This window comes from Streptomyces sp. NPDC058664, assembly GCF_042716635.1.
Lineage (GTDB): Bacteria > Actinomycetota > Actinomycetes > Streptomycetales > Streptomycetaceae > Streptomyces.
The window spans coordinates 191274-207128 of record NZ_JBHXRW010000004.1 but is presented as its reverse complement, the minus strand read 5'-3'; the positions used below and the strand labels follow the sequence as shown (position 1 = coordinate 207128).

12 protein-coding genes, 1 tRNA gene and 1 riboswitch are annotated in these 15855 nt (G+C 70.2%); of the genes, 2 read left to right on the top strand and 11 right to left on the bottom strand.

Annotated elements, in window-relative coordinates; all coding sequences use genetic code 11:
• Positions 1-51 precede the first annotated feature (51 nt).
• Both ACFWUY_RS05525 and ACFWUY_RS05520 read right to left on the bottom strand, forming a co-directional pair.
• Positions 52-954 carry a Bax inhibitor-1/YccA family protein gene (locus ACFWUY_RS05525; protein ID WP_384102297.1) on the bottom strand — a complete coding sequence of 301 codons (903 nt, stop codon included), beginning with the start codon at positions 952-954 and terminating at the stop codon, positions 52-54.
• A 254-nt stretch (positions 955-1208) separates the two neighbouring features.
• Positions 1209-1293 (bottom strand) — tRNA-Leu (locus ACFWUY_RS05520).
• 385 nt (positions 1294-1678) lie between these two features.
• Here ACFWUY_RS05520 and ACFWUY_RS05515 point away from each other — a divergent pair.
• Complete coding sequence (locus ACFWUY_RS05515; RefSeq protein ID WP_384102294.1) at positions 1679-2449, top strand: ABC transporter ATP-binding protein; 771 nt, start codon at positions 1679-1681, stop codon at positions 2447-2449.
• Positions 2450-2538: 89 nt separating this feature from the next.
• A complete protein-coding gene (locus tag ACFWUY_RS05510; RefSeq protein ID WP_384102291.1) occupies positions 2539-5070 on the top strand; it encodes an ABC transporter permease in 2532 nt (843 codons plus the stop codon).
• Between the two features lie 83 nt (positions 5071-5153).
• On the opposite strand, the gene ACFWUY_RS05505 is transcribed toward ACFWUY_RS05510, so the two are convergent.
• From ACFWUY_RS05505 to ACFWUY_RS05465, 9 genes are all read right to left on the bottom strand, one after another.
• The gene (locus ACFWUY_RS05505) at positions 5154-6470 is read right to left on the bottom strand and encodes a class I SAM-dependent methyltransferase (protein WP_384102289.1); all 1317 of its coding nucleotides are present in this window, start codon (positions 6468-6470) and stop codon (positions 5154-5156) included.
• A 211-nt stretch (positions 6471-6681) separates the two neighbouring features.
• A complete protein-coding gene (locus ACFWUY_RS05500) occupies positions 6682-8061 on the bottom strand; it encodes an NAD(P)/FAD-dependent oxidoreductase (protein WP_366037871.1) in 1380 nt (459 codons plus the stop codon).
• Between the two features lie 380 nt (positions 8062-8441).
• On the bottom strand, positions 8442-9356 hold the full coding sequence (locus ACFWUY_RS05495; protein WP_384102287.1) for an exopolyphosphatase: 915 nt from the start codon (positions 9354-9356) through the stop codon (positions 8442-8444).
• On the bottom strand, positions 9353-9904 hold the full coding sequence (locus ACFWUY_RS05490) for a DUF501 domain-containing protein (protein ID WP_384102283.1): 552 nt from the start codon (positions 9902-9904) through the stop codon (positions 9353-9355). The genes ACFWUY_RS05495 and ACFWUY_RS05490 overlap by 4 nt, the downstream gene beginning before the upstream one ends.
• A gap of 27 nt (positions 9905-9931) precedes the next feature.
• A complete protein-coding gene (locus ACFWUY_RS05485) occupies positions 9932-10402 on the bottom strand; it encodes a septum formation initiator family protein (protein ID WP_384102281.1) in 471 nt (156 codons plus the stop codon).
• Between the two features lie 133 nt (positions 10403-10535).
• Positions 10536-11816: a phosphopyruvate hydratase gene (gene eno, locus ACFWUY_RS05480; RefSeq protein ID WP_384102278.1), complete on the bottom strand. Its 1281-nt coding sequence runs from the start codon at positions 11814-11816 to the stop codon at positions 10536-10538.
• Between the two features lie 383 nt (positions 11817-12199).
• Entirely contained in the window at positions 12200-12919 is a 720-nt protein-coding gene (locus ACFWUY_RS05475) for a transglycosylase family protein (protein ID WP_384102274.1), read from the bottom strand.
• 3 nt (positions 12920-12922) lie between these two features.
• Positions 12923-13096: riboswitch (cyclic di-AMP (ydaO/yuaA leader) on the bottom strand.
• Positions 13097-13353: 257 nt separating this feature from the next.
• Positions 13354-14463 carry a transglycosylase family protein gene (locus ACFWUY_RS05470; protein WP_384102270.1) on the bottom strand — a complete coding sequence of 370 codons (1110 nt, stop codon included), beginning with the start codon at positions 14461-14463 and terminating at the stop codon, positions 13354-13356.
• 93 nt (positions 14464-14556) lie between these two features.
• Complete coding sequence (locus ACFWUY_RS05465) at positions 14557-15852, bottom strand: cytochrome P450 (protein WP_384102268.1); 1296 nt, start codon at positions 15850-15852, stop codon at positions 14557-14559.
• Positions 15853-15855: the final 3 nt, after the last annotated feature.

Here is a 15855-nt window from a genome sequence, read left to right as displayed (position 1 = left end):
GGGCCCGCCCGGCACGAAGCCGGACGGGCCCTCACCTCAGACGGTGACGCGTCAGTCGTCGCCCTGCAGGATCGACAGCAGACGCAGCATCTCCAGGTAGATCCACACCAGGGTCATGGTGAGACCGAAGGCGGCCAGCCAGGCCTCCTCGCGCGGCGCGCCGTAGTTCACGCCGTCCTCGACCTGCTTGAAGTCGAGGGCGAGGAAGCAGGCGCCCAGGATGATGCCGATGACACCGAACAGGATGCCGAGGCCACCGCTACGGAAACCGAGGCCGTCACCGCCGGCGAAGACGGAGAACAGCAGGTTGGTCACCATGAGGAGCATGAAGCCCATCGCGGCGGCCATCACGAAGCCGTAGAAGCGGCGGTTGACGCGGATCCAGCCCATCTTGTAGGCGATGAGCACACCGGCGAAGACCGCCATCGTGCCCAGGACCGCCTGGATGACCACGCCGTCGGCGATGTACGTCGAGACGGCGGCCGAGATCACTCCGAGGAAGACGCCCTCGAAGGCCGCGTAGCCCAGGATCAGCGCCGGCGAGGCCTTGCGCTTGAAGGACTGCACCAGGGCGAGGACCAGGGCGACCAGGGCGGCGCCGATGGCGATGCCGTAGGACTTGCCCAGGTTCGCCGGGTCGACCGGCAGCAGGAACCAGGACAGGGCGGCGGTGAGCACGACCGTGCCGAGCGTCATGGCCGTACGGCTCACGACGTCGTCGATCGTCATCACGTCGGCGCGGGCCTGCTGCGGGGCGCCGAGCTGCGTGTCCTGCGGGGCGTACGGGTTGGTCGCGTACGGGTTCGTCGCGCCCTCGGCATACGGGTTGCCGGTGGCGTACGGGTTCGCTCCGACGGCGGGGCCCCCGGCCTGCGGCTGCTGGCCGTTGAAGCCCGCGGTGCCGTTGTCGCGGCTGAACCCCCGTCGCGAGAAGACCGGGTTGCTGCTCCTCATCTCACTCCTCCATGGTGTGCCGCATGTACGCGGCCTCTCGTCAAGAGTAATGCGTAGGCAAAAGAAACTCTCTAGTGCTCGGGGAGGATCTTTTCCCCCAAGTTTTCGATCCTCACGCGGGGTGCGCCGGACCGCCCGGGGAAGGAGCCCGGGGGGATCTCGGGGGATCTCGGGGGATCTCGGGGGATCTCGGGAGGAGAAGGAGGGGTGCGGCTCCCGGCTGCCGTCAGGGCACCCGCCGCACTGCGAAACCGTGGTGCCCGGAACCGGACTCGAACCGGTACGGCCCGAAGGCCAGCGAGGTTTAAGCTCGCCGTGTCTGCATTCCACCATCCGGGCGTCGCGAAGCTCCGCGTTGGCACATGAGCCTATCGGGACGCTTCCCCCGTTCAGCGGAACATCGGCCCGATGTTGTCTTATTTTATTGACGCCTGAGGGTGCGTCAGTGCAGGTGAGGGCCCTTTCGCCAAACTGTGACAGGGGTCGCAGGCGCAAAGCCGCACCCCCTGGAATGACGAAAAGTCGTCGCACTTCTGTCACGTCGGGCGAACGCCGGCGCGAGGCCGTCCCTCGGGGACACCGTCATACCTCAGGAGGACGATCCGGGTCCCCCGTCCGACTCCAGGCTGCCCCGGGAACGGGCACGTGGACGGACGTCCGGGGCCGGAACGCCCGACACGATGGAGGGGTTCCCGCAACAGCCCCGCAGTGACAGGAGTCCCCCGTGACCACCACCCCCACCGTGTCCCGTGCCACCGCGGTGGCCGCCCGCGCCACGGACCTCTCGAAGGTCTACGGACAGGGCGAGACCCAGGTGGTCGCGCTCGACCACGTCACCGTGGACTTCCGCCAGGGCGAGTTCACCGCGATCATGGGCCCCTCCGGCTCCGGCAAGTCGACGCTCATGCACTGCGTCGCCGGCCTCGACTCCTTCTCCTCCGGCTCCGTCCGGATCGGCGAGACGGAGCTCTCCACCCTGAAGGACAAGCAGCTCACCCAGCTCCGCCGGGACAAGATCGGCTTCATCTTCCAGGCCTTCAACCTGCTGCCGACGCTGACGGCCCTGGAGAACATCACGCTGCCGATGGACATCGCGGGCCGCAAGGCCGACAAGCAGTGGGTCCAGCAGGTCATCGACATGCTCGGGCTCTCCGCCCGGCTCAGCCACCGCCCGACCGAGCTCTCCGGCGGCCAGCAGCAGCGCGTGGCCGTGGCCCGCGCCCTCGCCTCGCGTCCCGAGATCATCTTCGGTGACGAGCCCACCGGAAACCTGGACTCCCGCTCGGGCGCCGAGGTCCTCGGCTTCCTGCGCAACTCCGTACGGGAGCTGGGCCAGACCGTCGTCATGGTCACCCACGACCCGGTGGCCGCCTCCTACGCGGACCGCGTGGTCTTCCTCGCCGACGGCCGGATCGTCGACGAGATGCTCCACCCGACGGCGGACGGCGTCCTCGACCGCATGAAGGCCTTCGACGCCAAGGGCCGCACGAGCTGACGCGCCGCGCCGGAACCGGACCCGAACCGGTACGGCCCGCGTCACCTCGCTCCCGCCCTCCGCCCTCCCCCTTCCCCCAGGACACACCCATGTTCCGTACCGCCCTGCGCAACGTCCTCGCGCACAAGGCGAGACTGCTGATGACCGTCCTCGCCGTGATGCTCGGCGTGGCCTTCGTCTCCGGCACCCTCGTCTTCACCGACACCCTCTCCCAGGCCTTCCGCAGCCAGTCGGCCAAGAGCTACGACGACGTCGCCGTCGCCGTCGAGATGCATCCGGACCCCGAGGAGGCCCGGAAGACGCCCGGTCTCTCCGAGGCCGTCGTCGACAGGATCGCCGAGCTCGACGGGGTCACCTCCGTCTCCGCCCGTGTCGACGGCTTCGCGGGCGTGCCCGACAGGAACGGCAAGCTGATCGGTCTCGGCTGGGCCAACAAGGGCACCAACTTCTCCCCCGGCAAGGACGGCAAGGACAGCGCGTACGCCTTCACCGCGGGCAGTGGACCGGTCGAGGCCGGCCAGATCGCGCTCGACAAGGACTCCGCGGACAAGGGCGGCTACGAGGTCGGCGACACCGTCCGCGTGGCCACCAACGGACCGGTGAAGGAGTACACCCTCGCCGGTGTCTTCACGACCGACGACGGCGCCGTCAACGCGGGCGGCAGCCTCGTCCTCTTCGACACCCCCGTCGCCCAGAAGCTCTACCTGAAGCCCGGGTACTTCCAGAACCTGACCGTCACCGCCCCAGGCGCCGACGCGGACAAGCTCCTCGACCAGGTCGTGAAGGCCGTCCCGAAGGCGGCCACCGCCCAGACCGGCCAGGCCCTCGCCGACCAGCAGGCCAAGGACATCGAGAGCGAGCTCGGCGCCTTCAACCAGATGCTGCTCGGCTTCGCCGGCATCGCGCTCTTCGTCGGCGTCTTCCTGATCTCCAACACCTTCACCATGCTGGTCGCCCAGCGCACGAAGGAACTGGCCCTGATGCGGGCCGTCGGCGCCTCGCGCAGGCAGATCACCCGTTCCGTCCTCGCCGAGGCCGGTCTGGTCGGTCTGGTCGCCTCCGCCGTCGGCTACGTGCTCGGCATCGGCCTCGCGGCCGGTCTGCGCTCCACGATGGCCGCCTTCGAGCTGAAGGTGCCGGACGGCCCGCTGGTCCTCGAAGCCACCCCGGTCCTGTCGGCCTTCGGCGTCGGCATCCTGATCACCATGCTCGCCGCGTGGCTGCCCGGTCGCCGCGCCGCGAAGATCCCTCCGGTCGCCGCCATGAACAGCGTGCACGCGACCCCCAACACCAAGTCCCTCGTCGTACGGAACGCGATCGGCGCCGCCCTCACCGCGATCGGCGCCGTGCTCATCGTGCTCGGCGCGGGTCGGGGCGGCGACGACGGCCGGATGCTCATCGCGGGCGGCGCTTTCGTCACCCTCATCGGCGTGATCGTCCTGATCCCGTTCCTGTCCCGGCCCGTGATCGCCGTGATCCGCCCGTTCTTCGTGAAGGCCTTCGGCGTCTCCGGCAGGCTCGCCGGTCTGAACGCGGTCCGCAACCCGCGCCGCACCGGCGCCACGGCCTCCGCGCTCGCCATCGGTCTCACCCTGGTCACCGGCCTCTCGGTGATCGGCGTGAGCGCGGGCACGGCCCTGGACAAGATGACGGTCGGTCAGATCAAGGCCGACTACATGGTCACCATGGCCGGCGGCGGCGGTGGCCTCAGCAACGACGCGCTCACCGCCCTGGAGAAGGCGCCCGGCGTCACCGCGGTCTCCCCGCAGCAGGCCGGCGGCCTGGAGATCAAGGACAGGTTCGTCTCGGCCTCCGGCGTCACCCCCGGTGACGTCGAGAAGGTCCTCAACCTGAACGTGGTGAACGGCTCCCTGGCCTCCCTCGGCAAGGGGCAGATCGCCGTCGACGACAAGACCGCCGCGAAGCAGGGTCTGAAGGTCGGCGCCACGCTCCCCGTCGCCTACATGGACAAGCAGAAGGCCACCCTGACCGTCGGCGCGATCTACGAGCAGAGCGAGTTCGTCTCGCCCGTCCTCATCGACAAGAAGCTCCTCGACGCGCACGAGCAGCAGGCGTACATCGGCCAGATCTTCGTCTCGACGGACGGCGGCCCCACCGACGCCAACGAGAGGGCCCTCGCCAAGGCGATGGGCGACAACCCGGCGATCACGGTCCTGGACAAGAAGGCCATCCGTGACGAGTTCGGCGGCCAGATCAACCTGATGCTCAACATCATGTACGGCCTGCTCGGCATGGCCCTGATCATCGCCGTCCTCGGTGTCGTCAACACCCTCGCGATGTCCGTCTTCGAGCGGCAGCAGGAGATCGGCATGCTGCGGGCGATCGGCCTCGACCGGCGCCGGGTCAAGCGGATGGTCCGTCTGGAGGCCGTGGTCATCTCGGTGTTCGGCGCGGTCGTCGGCATCGGCCTCGGCTCGTTCCTCGGCTGGGCGATCGGCGAGACCTTCAAGAGCAGCCTGCCGGGCTACGCCCTGGTCCTGCCCTGGGACCGGATCGGGATCTTCCTGGTCCTGGCCGCCCTGGTCGGCGTCCTCGCCTCGCTGTGGCCGGCCCGCAGCGCGGCGCGGCTGAACATGCTCGCCGCCATCAAGGCCGAGTAGTCCCCGTACGGCGAAGGGCCGGTCTCCCCGCGCGGGGAGACCGGCCCTTCGCCGTATCCGTACCCGTGTCCGTCGTACCCGTGTCAGTCCGTCTTCTCGTTCCAGACGCGCGGGCGCAGCGCCGTGCCGCTCCTCCCCGAGACCGGGGTCTTCACGGCGAGGAACTGGTTGACGCCGATCCGGTTGCGTTCGAAGGAGACGGCGGAGGCCGCCATGTAGAGCCGCCAGATCCTGGCCCGGCCGGGCGAGGTGAGCCGGACCGCCCGGTCCCAGTCCCGTTCCAGGTTGGCGACCCAGCGGCGGAGCGTGAGCGCGTAGTGCTCGCGGATCGCCTCCACGTCCCTGACCTCGAAGCCGGCGTCCTCCAGGGTGCTCAGGGTGCGGCCCATGGGGGCGAGTTCGCCGTCGGGGAAGACGTACGCGTCGATGAAGACGTCGATCTCGTACGCCTCCTCGTCGGGCTCGGGGCGCCGGGAGATCTGGTGGTTGAGCAGCCGCCCGCCGGGTCTGAGGAGCCCGTACAGGGTGTCGGCGTACTCGCGGTACCTGACGGCGCCGACGTGCTCGGCCATGCCGATCGAGGAGATCGCGTCGTACGGGCCGTCGTCGACGTCCCGGTAGTCCTGGACCCGGATCTCGACCAGGTCGGTCAGGCCCTCGTCGGCGATCCGCTTGCGGGCGTAGGCGGCCTGTTCGCGGGAGAGGGTGACGCCGACGACCCTGGCGCCGTACTCGCGGGCGGCGTGCAGGGCCATGGAGCCCCAGCCGCACCCGACGTCGAGGAGCCGGTCGCCCTCCTTGAGGTTCAGCTTGCGGGCGATGAGGTCCAGCTTGTCGCGCTGGGCGTCCTCGAGGGTGCCGTCAGGCCCGTGCGAGGCCCAGTAGGCGCAGCTGTAGACCATCGACGGACCGAGGACCAGTTCGTAGAAGTCGTTGCCCACGTCGTAGTGGTGACTGATCGCCTGCTTGTCGCGGCGCTTGCTGTGCCGGCCGCCGCTGCGGCCCCTGACCTCCTCGGCCGGCGGCCGCGGCGGCAGCGGCGGCAGCGGTCCGGCGAGCCGCAGCAGGGAGCGGGCGGCGGCCCGGAGCCGGGGATCGCGTACGGACTCCAGGAGGCTCCTGCTCTCCCCCGCGCGCTCCCACAGGAGCCCCGAGAGACCGTCCATGAGCTCGTACAGGTCTCCCTCGACGTCGAGCTCACCGGCCACCCAGGCGCGGGCCAGGCCCAGTTCGCCGGGCTTCCAGATCATCCTCCGCAGGGCGCGGCGGTCGCGGACGACCAGGACGGGACCCCCTGCCGGTCCGGACTCGCTGCCGTCCCAGGCTCGCAGCCGGACCGGGAGCGGTCCGCCGAGGAGCTCCTCGGCGAGAGTCGTCAGCCGCGACGCGGCGTCGGCCATGGTGCACACCTCCGTGATCTCGTGCCCCAGAAATGCTCGTCACCAAGGGAACACCGTCCGTAGGTATTTCCAGTCCCGCCGCAGCGCAATCCGTCGGTGGAACACGCGAAGGGCCGTCCGCACCACGGATGGCGGACGGCCCTTTTACGGCCTTGCGTGTACTACGGGGTACTGCGTTGTACTACGGGTACTGCGGATGGTGCTGTGGTGCTCAGGAGGCCTTGGCCTTCTCCTGCGCCGGGGCTGCCGGCGCCGGGGCGGGCTTGGCCGCCTCGTAGAACTCCTCGCGCGGCGTCTCCATGGCACCCAGGGAGACGACCTCGCGCTTGAGGAACATCGCGAGGGTCCAGTCGGCGAAGACGCGGATCTTGCGGTTCCAGGTCGGCATCGCCATGCCGTGGTAGCCACGGTGCATGTACCAGGCGAGACGGCCCTTGAGCTTGATCTTCACCTTGCCCATGACGATCATCGCGACGCCCTTGTGCAGACCGAGTCCGGCCACCGCGCCCTTGTTGGCGTGGCTGTACTCCTTCTGCGGGAAGCCGCGCATGCCGGCCACCACGTTGTCGCCGAGGACCTTGGCCTGGCGCAGGGCGTGCTGGGCGTTCGGCGGGCACCAGGCGTTCGGGTTGCCCGCCTTGCGGCCGACCATGTCCGGGACCTGGGCGTTGTCGCCCGCGGCCCACGCGTAGTCGAGGCCGTTGATCTGGAGCTTCTCGTTGCAGTCCACGTGGCCGCGGGGGCCGAGCGGCAGACCGAAGCGGGAGAGCGCCGGGTTCGGCTTCACGCCGGCGGTCCAGACGATCGTGTTGGAGTCGACCTCGAGGCCGTTCTTCAGCACGACGTGGCCGTCGACGCAGGAGTCCATGGAGGTCTCGAGGTAGATCTCGATACCGCGGCCCTCGAGGTGCTCCTTGCCGTACTGGCCGAGCTTCGGGCCCACCTCGGGGAGGATCTTGTCGGCCGCGTCGACCAGGACGAAGCGCATGTCCTCGCGCGACACGTTCTGGTAGTACTTCGCGGCGTCGCGGGCCAGGTCCTCGACCTCGCCGATGGTCTCCGCGCCGGCGAAGCCGCCGCCCACGAAGACGAAGGTCAGCGCCTTGCGGCGGACCTCCTCGTCGGTGGTGGAGTCAGCCTTGTCGAGCTGCTCCAGGACGTGGTTGCGCAGGCCGATGGCCTCCTCGATGCCCTTCATGCCGATGCCCTGCTCGGCGAGGCCGGGGATCGGGAAGGTGCGGGAGACGGCGCCCATCGCGATGACGAGGTAGTCGAAGGGCAGCTCATAGGCCTCGCCGACGAGCGGCGCGATCGTGGCGACCTTGCGGTCCTGGTCGATGGTGGTGACCCGGCCGGTGAGCACCTCTGCTCCGCGGACGACGCGTCGCAGCGGGACGACGACGTGGCGCGGCGAGATGCTGCCGGCGGCGGCTTCGGGGAGGAAGGGCTGGTAGGTCATGTACGACCGCGGGTCGACGACCGTGACGGTCGCCTCCGCGTAGCGCATCTTCTTGAGGATGCGCCGAGCTGCGTACAGGCCTACGTACCCGCCGCCTACTACGAGGATCCTGGGACGCTCCGTGGTGCTCATGGAATCGAGTATCCACCCCGTATGAGGGGGGTGCTCGTGCGCCCCTTCACAAGGTCTCCGGGTACCTCTGCTACACTCCGCCGCCCACGTGATCCATGTCATGGTGGTGCAAAGGAACCAGGGTGCAGGGGCGAACGTTGTTCACCCCTTGTGAACTGGCCAGGAGAGCCTCCGTTAACGCTGAACCACGGGACACGTTCACACGATGGAAACATCGAGCGAAGAGGCCTCCACGCCTGCGAAAGGGCCCCGAAGCGCCCCTCGGAGGGCCCAAGGACCCCCCTCGAACCCTCTTCGGGCGCCATCAGGGCCCTTTTCCTTGTGAAGAACTTCACGAACTTTCCCGACGGAGTGTCGCCGGGAGGTCCGATAGACGCCCTCTATGCGACGGATAGGGCGATCCCATCGAGGATGTCGTGCTCGCTGACGACGACCTCGGGGGCTCCGGTCCGCTCCACGATCTCCCGCAGGACGAGCGCCCCGGCGATGATCACGTCGACCCGGCCCGGGTGCATGACGGGGATCGCGGCCCGCTCGGCGTGCGTGGAGGCGAGCAGCCGGTCGGTGACCTCGGCGACCTGGGCGGCGGAGATCCGGGCGTGGTGGATCTTCTCGGAGTCGTACTCCGGGAGCCCGAGGGCGATCGCGGCGACCGTGGTGACCGAGCCGGCGAGCCCCACGAGGGTGCCGGCGGTGTCGATCGGCACGGTCTCGGCGGCCAGGTCGAGCGCGGCCCGGACGTCGGCGCGGATCGCGTCGGCCTCCTCGGCGGTCGGCGGGTCGTGCCGGACGTGCCGCTCGGTGAGCCGGACGCAGCCGATGTCGACGGAGCGGGCCGCCTCGACGTGCTTGTTGCCGGTGACGAACTCGGTGGAGCCGCCGCCGATGTCCACGACGAGGTACGTCTCGGTGCCGTGCAGTTCGCCGGTGGCGCCCGTGAAGGAGAACTCGGCCTCCTGGTCGCCGGTGATGACCTCGGGCTCGACGCCCAGGATCTCCACGACCCCGTTCACGAAGTCCGCGCGGTTCTCGGCGTCGCGGGAGGCGGAGGTGGCGACGAAGCGGAGCCGCTCGACGCCCAGTTCCCTGATGACCTCGGCGTACTCGCGGCAGGCCGCGAAGGTGCGCTCCAGGGCCTCGGGGGCGAGCCGGCCCGTCCTGTCGACGCCCTGGCCGAGCCGGACGATCGTCATCCGCCGGTCCAGCTCGACGAGCTCGCCCGTACCGGGGTGGACGTCGGCGACGAGGAGGCGGATGGAGTTCGTACCGCAGTCGATTCCGGCGACCCGGGTCACTTCTGCTCCTCGTCCTTGACCTCGTCCTTGTCCGCGCACGGCGTGACGCAGGGGCCCTTCGCCCACCACTCCGGCAGCATCGCGAGGGCCTCGTCGCCGAACGGGTTCACGCCCGGTCCCGCGGCCAGCGAGTGGCCGACGAGGACGTGCAGGCACTTGACCCGGTCCGGCATGCCGCCGGCACTGGGGAAGCCCTCCAGGACCTCGATGGCGTCACGGCGGGCGATGTAGTCCTCGTGCGCGGCCCGGTAGGCGGCGGCGAGTTCCGGGTCGGTGGCGAGCCGGGCCTGCATCTCCTTCATGACCCCGTTGGCCTCCAGGGTGCCGATGGCCGAGGCCGCCCGGGGGCAGGTCAGGTAGTACGTGGTCGGGAACGGGGTGCCGTCGGGAAGCCGCGGCGCGGTCTCGACGACGTCCGGGTTGCCGCACGGGCAGCGGTGCGCGATGGCGCGCAGGCCGCGGGGCGGCCGGCCGAGCTGCAGCTCGAAGGCGGCGGTGTCCGCCTCGGTGGGCTCGGTGCGTTCGGTCTGCGGAGGGGGCGTTTCCATGTCTGCCTTGCTCGTCAGGTCGTTACGTTACGGGCGGTCGGCGTGGTCGACGCCGTCCCAGAGGTTGTCGTACCAGGGACGGTCCGCCGCGCCCTGGTCGGCGCGGGGCCGTTGCTCCGCGTCGGGGTCGTTCACGGTGAAGCCGGTCTCGCCGGGCAGCACGTAGTGCAGGTGCTCGCGGGCGAGGCGGCGGACGTAGGCCGGGTCCTGGAGGCGGGCCTTCTCGTCCTTCAGTTCCTCGACCCGCCGGGCGGCCTCGGCGGCCTTGCGCTCCTGCTCGGCGATCTCGCCCTGCTGGGACACGTAGCTCCGCATCGGGTAGGCGAGCGCCACGACGAGGGAGCAGACGACCAGGGCGAGGAAGGCCGCGCGGCCGGTGAGCCGGGAGCGGCGGGCCTGGCGGCGGGTCTGGGAGCGGTAGACACGGGCGGCGGTCTGCTCGCCGAGCAGCCTGATCCGGGTCGCGGTCGAGAACCGGTCCCGGTCCTTCGCGGCCATGTCGTGTCGCCTCCCCTGTTCACGCGGACGTCCCCGCACACGGTACGGGACCGAGTACGGGGACGTACGGATGAGCGTGGGTGTCAGCCCTTGATCAGTGCTTGATCAGCCCTGATCGGCTTGATCGGCTCGATCAGCCCTTGAAGCGCGGGAAGGCGCTGCGGCCGGCGTAGACCGCGGCGTCGTCGAGGATCTCCTCGATGCGCAGCAGCTGGTTGTACTTGGCGACGCGGTCCGAGCGGGCCGGGGCGCCGGTCTTGATCTGGCCGCAGTTCACGGCGACCGCGAGGTCGGCGATGGTGACGTCCTCGGTCTCGCCGGAGCGGTGGGACATCATGCACTTGAAGCCGTTGCGCTGGGCCAGCTCGACGGCGTCGAGGGTCTCGGTCAGCGAGCCGATCTGGTTGACCTTGACCAGGAGGGCGTTCGCGGAGCCCTCCTCGATGCCACGGGCCAGGCGCTCGGGGTTGGTGACGAACAGGTCGTCGCCGACGATCTGGACCTTGTCGCCGAGGCGCGAGGTGATGGTCTTCCAGCCGTCCCAGTCGTCCTCGTACAGCGGGTCCTCGATGGAGACCAGCGGGTACGCGGAGACCAGCTCGGCGTAGTAGTCCGTCATCTCGGCGGCCGTGCGGGACTGGCCCTCGAACTCGTACGAGCCGTCCTTGTAGAACTCGGAGGCGGCGACGTCGAGCGCGAGCGCGATGTCACGGCCGGGCTCGTAACCGGCCTCCTTGATCGCCTCGATGATGAGGTCCAGGGCGGCGCGGTTCGACTCGAGGTTCGGCGCGAAGCCGCCCTCGTCGCCGAGACCGGTGGACAGGCCCTTGGTCTTCAGGACCTTCTTCAGGGTGTGGTAGACCTCCGCACCCCAGCGAAGGGCCTCGGAGAAGGACTCCGCGCCGATCGGGGCGATCATGAACTCCTGGATGTCCACGTTGGAGTCGGCGTGCGACCCACCGTTGAGGATGTTCATCATCGGAACGGGCAGCAGGTGCGCGTTCGGGCCGCCGAGGTAGCGGAAGAGCGGGAGGTCGGAGGCCTCGGACGCGGCGTGCGCGACGGCGAGGGAGACGCCGAGGATGGCGTTGGCGCCGAGGGAGGCCTTGTTCTCGGTGGCGTCCAGGTCGAACATCGCCTGGTCGATCAGGCGCTGCTCGGTGGCGTCGTAGCCGACGAGCTCCGGGCCGATCTGCTCGATGACGGCGAGGACGGCCTTCTCGACACCCTTGCCCAGGTAGCGGTTGGGGTCACCGTCGCGAAGCTCGATGGCCTCGAACGCACCGGTGGAGGCGCCGGACGGAACAGCAGCACGGCCGGTGCTGCCGTCGTCGAGGCCGACCTCGACCTCGACCGTGGGGTTGCCTCGGGAGTCCAGGATTTCCCGGGCTACGACGACGTCGATGGACGGCACGAGCATCTCCTTTTTGGGATGTGACGCTGGATGTGACGCAAGGCCGGTGCAGGGTCGCTTTGCCTTGCGACAAGAGCCTAACCGGCTCGGGGGCTCCGGCCCGCCGGGCGCCCGCCCCCTGGGACGAAAAAGGACCCAAGGGCATGCATCACGGGACGAAGGACCCCGGATCTACCGGGCGGTAATCACCGGGTCGTCCCGAAACGGAGAGTCGGGGTCGGCCGGCTCCCTCCCGGAGGCGGAGAGCCGGGGCCGGCTTCCTCCCGGAAACGGGGAACCCCGGCCCGGCGCGCACGGGGGAAGGGGCGCGCCGGGTCGGGGTGGTCACCGCGGGAGGGTCGTGGGGACCGCGTGAGCCGCCGGACTCACGCGGACCGCCGGGCTCACTTCAGGTGAAGCTGCTGGCCCGGGTAGATGAGGTCGGCGTTCTCGACGACGTCCTTGTTCAGCTCGAAGAGCTCGGCCCAGCCGCCGTCGACGCCCTGCGCCCGGGCGATGGTGCTGAGGGTGTCGCCGGTCACGACCTTGTACTCGCCGTCGCCCTTCTCGACCTTCTTGCCGGTCGGGGTGGTGACGGTCTTCTTGGCGGCGGCCTTCGGCGCGGCGGTCTGCGCGCTCTTCGGCTGCGGAGCCTGGCGCTGCTCGCTGCGGGTGGTCGGCTGCTCGGCCTTCCGCTCCGGCTGCGGGGCGCTCTGCTGCGGGGCGCTCTCGGCGGCGCCGCCGTCGTAGGAGGCTCCGGAGAGGCCCACGCCACAGCTCGGCCAGGCGCCCTTGCCCTGGCCCGCGAGGACCTTCTCGGCGATGGCGATCTGCTGGGACTTCGACGCCTGGTTGGCGGTCGAGGCGTAGGCGGTGCCGCCGTACGCGGCCCAGGTGGAGGCCGAGAACTGGAGGCCGCCGTAGTAGCCGTTGCCCGTGTTGATGGACCAGTTGCCGCCGGACTCGCACTGGGCGACGCGGTCCCACTCGGAGGCCGTGGCGGCCGAGGCGGTGCCCGCGGTCATCAGCGGGGCCGCGACGGCGACACCGGTGACGCCGACGAGCGCGACGACCTGGGTGGCCTTGGAGGGACGGCGGTGTTTGCCCTTGCCGGAAAACAGCATGGAGATTCTCCTCACCGACGCCTGTGAGGTGAGCTGTCGGGTTCGGGCCGGAAAGTTGCCCGGCCGCGTGTCCTAGCACGCGGCTTCACCCCAAGCCGATCGTCGGCCGTCTTTCTCAACGGCCGGAACCGGCACTTACCTTGGGTCCCCCACTCCTGCCTTCGGCGCTTGCGCGACGACTGTTCCCATCGGCCGACGGCAGGATTCGGCGTTTCGGTCGACGGGGCCCGCGGTGGCGAGCGGTAAGACCGTAGACACAGACCCACCGGAAGTTCAAAGAGGCGCATTGCGGAAATATCGCCCCTACTTGCCCTCCGGTGGGCGGCGTTTACGCAGGTGAGAGGTGGCGGAGACAAAAGGTACGGCCAAGACACGCCAGTTGGGGCGAAGAGACCCATGTCTCACTTACGCAGAACCGGACATACGGCCTCGAATCACTCGGCCGTCGCGGGCGAAATGTCCGTCAATTCGAGGCTCTGACCAGGAAGGATGAGGTCCGGATCGATGCCCACCGTCCGCCGATTGGCGTCGTAGAGGGCGGTCCAGCCTCCGGGGAGTTCGTTCTTCTGCGCGATGTCGGACAGGCTGTCGCCCGGCCGCACGGTGTACGCGTCCGAAGTGTCCTGACTGTCCGTTGCGCCCGCACCCTTCGCCTCGTCAACCGGCGTCGATGCGATGGGCGTTTCGGTCACCTTGCTCCCGGACGAGGCGTGTCTACCCGATTCGAGTGAACTGTCCGCCTTGCCGGTTTCCTCCGGTGCGGCCTCGCCCCGATGCTTCCCGCTTCCGGGAGTGGCCGACGTCGCGTCACCTTCCGGAGTGCCGGGCATCACGGACGAACCGGGCGCACCGGGCGTGGTGGAGGCGTCAGGGGCGACCGGGGTGGTCGGGGTGACCGGAGTGGTCGGCGCGGTCGTGTCGGCCGGCGCGGAGGGGCTCACCGGGGTGGTCGGCACGCCGGGCGCGGTCGGCGAGACCGGCGTGGCGGGCGCGGTCGGAGAGGCGGGGGCGGTCGGCGTGACGGCGCCCGTGGCCCGCCTCGCGGTCTCCTCGGTCGCGGTGGAGCCCGTGGAGCCCTCCGGAAGGCCCGCGGTCCGGTTCGACTCGACGACCGGCCCCGTGGGGACCTTCGGGACGGAAGCCGGCCCCGGGTCCACGCCGGGGGCCCTGCCGTCGTTCGTCAGGCCGGCGATCGGCGCGCAGGTGGCCCACTCGACGGAGCCCTTGGCGAGCGCCTTCTCGGCCACCGCGATCTGCTGGGCGCGGCTGGCCAGGTCGGCGCTGGGCGCGTACGCCAGGCCGCCGTTCCGCTCCCAGCTGTCCTGGGTGAACTGGAGGCCGCCGTACATGCCGTTGCCGAAGTTGGCGCTCCACTGGCCGCCGGACTCGCACTCGGCGACCCGGTCCCAGGTGGCGGCGTCGGCCGCGGAGGCGGACCCGGTGGCGAGCAGCGGCAGCGCCATGGCGGATCCGGTCACACCGGCGGCGACGACGATGGCGGGGGCCTGACGGGGGCGACGGTGTCGTCCGTTCCCGGAACGCATAGGAGCGCCTTTCGCGTGACGGCTGGGATTGCGGCGAACGTAGCGGTATTCGAACGCTCGTCACAAGTCGATGGCCTCACGATCACGCGAAGATCACATTTCTGATACGCCGTCACCGTGCCGGAGCGGTACGGACGGGGAGAACTCCACCGGAAGCGTGCGCAATCCCCGCATGATGAGCCCGCCGCGCCAGCGCAGTTCGGCCGGGTCGGCGGCAAGTCGCAGGTCCGGAAGGCGGGTCAGCAGGGTCGCGAGCGCCGTCTGCCCCTCGAGGCGGGCGAGCGGCGCGCCCAGGCAGTAGTGGATGCCGTGCCCGTACCCGAGGTGCTGGCTGTCGCGCCGGGTGAGGTCGAGCGTGTCCGGTCCCGCGAACCGCTCCGGGTCCCGGTTGGCGGCGGCGAGCACCACGAGCACCGGGTCCCCCGCCGGGATCTCCTGCCCGCCGATGGTCAGCGGCTGCGTCGCGTACCGCCAGGTGGCCATCTCCACCGGCCCGTCGAACCGCAGCAGCTCCTCCACCGCGGTCTCCAGGAGGCCCGTCTGGCCCGCCGCGATCGAGGCCTGGAGCCGCTCGCGCTGCTCGGGGTGGTGCAGCAGGGCGTGGACGCCGTTGCCGATGAGGTTGATGGTCGTCTCGAAACCGGCGAAGAGGAGCACGAAGCACATCGCGGTGGCCTCGGCCTCGGTGAGGTGGTCACCGTGGTCGCTCGCGCGGATCAGGCCGGAGATCAGGTCGTCGCCGAGGTCCTGGCGCTTGCGGTGGATCAGCTCCGCGAGGTAGCCGCGGATCTTCTTCACCGACCGGGCGACCCCGCCGCGGGGCCCGCCGCCGTGCCGGATCATCATCCCGGCCCAGTCCCGGAAGTCGTCCTGGTCCTCGCGGGGCACGCCGAGCAGGTCGCAGATCGCGTAGATGGGCATCGGGAACGCGAACTCGTGGATGAGGTCCGCGCTCCCCCGCTCCGCGAAGGAGTCGATGAGCCGGTCCGTCAGTTCCTGCACGCGCGGGGTGAACTCGGCGACCCGGCGCGGGGTGAACGCCTTCGACACGAGCCGCCGCAGCCGGGTGTGGTCGGGCGGGTCGATGTTGAGCAGGTGCGTCATGAGGCCGGCGCTGCGCTCGCCGGGGATCCCCGTCTTCCCGGGCTCCGCGTGGTGCACCGGGTTCTTCGAGAGACGCTGGTCGGCCAGGGCCTGCCGGGCGTCCCCGTACCGGGTCACGAGCCAGGCCTCGACCCCGCTGGGCAGCGTCGTCCGGTGCACGGGCGCGTGCTCCCGGAGCCAGGCGTAGGCGGGGTACGGATCGCTCGCGAACTCCCAGGTGAAGAGCTCGGGGGCGGAGGGCTCTGCGGGCGGCGGGACGGGTGCGGGGCCGGGGGTGGTGCTCACCCC

What these genes read in the sequence shown, in the direction of transcription:
- ACFWUY_RS05500 (WP_366037871.1), bottom strand. Translation starts at nt 8,061, where the DNA reads ATGAGCACCACGGAGCGTCCCAGGATCCTCGTAGTAGGCGGCGGGTAC.
- ACFWUY_RS05525 (WP_384102297.1), bottom strand. Translation starts at nt 954, where the DNA reads ATGAGGAGCAGCAACCCGGTCTTCTCGCGACGGGGGTTCAGCCGCGAC.
- ACFWUY_RS05510 (WP_384102291.1), top strand. Translation starts at nt 2,539, where the DNA reads ATGTTCCGTACCGCCCTGCGCAACGTCCTCGCGCACAAGGCGAGACTG.
- ACFWUY_RS05490 (WP_384102283.1), bottom strand. Translation starts at nt 9,904, where the DNA reads ATGGAAACGCCCCCTCCGCAGACCGAACGCACCGAGCCCACCGAGGCG.
- ACFWUY_RS05485 (WP_384102281.1), bottom strand. Translation starts at nt 10,402, where the DNA reads ATGGCCGCGAAGGACCGGGACCGGTTCTCGACCGCGACCCGGATCAGG.
- ACFWUY_RS05505 (WP_384102289.1), bottom strand. Translation starts at nt 6,470, where the DNA reads ATGGCCGACGCCGCGTCGCGGCTGACGACTCTCGCCGAGGAGCTCCTC.
- ACFWUY_RS05475 (WP_384102274.1), bottom strand. Translation starts at nt 12,919, where the DNA reads ATGCTGTTTTCCGGCAAGGGCAAACACCGCCGTCCCTCCAAGGCCACC.
- ACFWUY_RS05470 (WP_384102270.1), bottom strand. Translation starts at nt 14,463, where the DNA reads ATGCGTTCCGGGAACGGACGACACCGTCGCCCCCGTCAGGCCCCCGCC.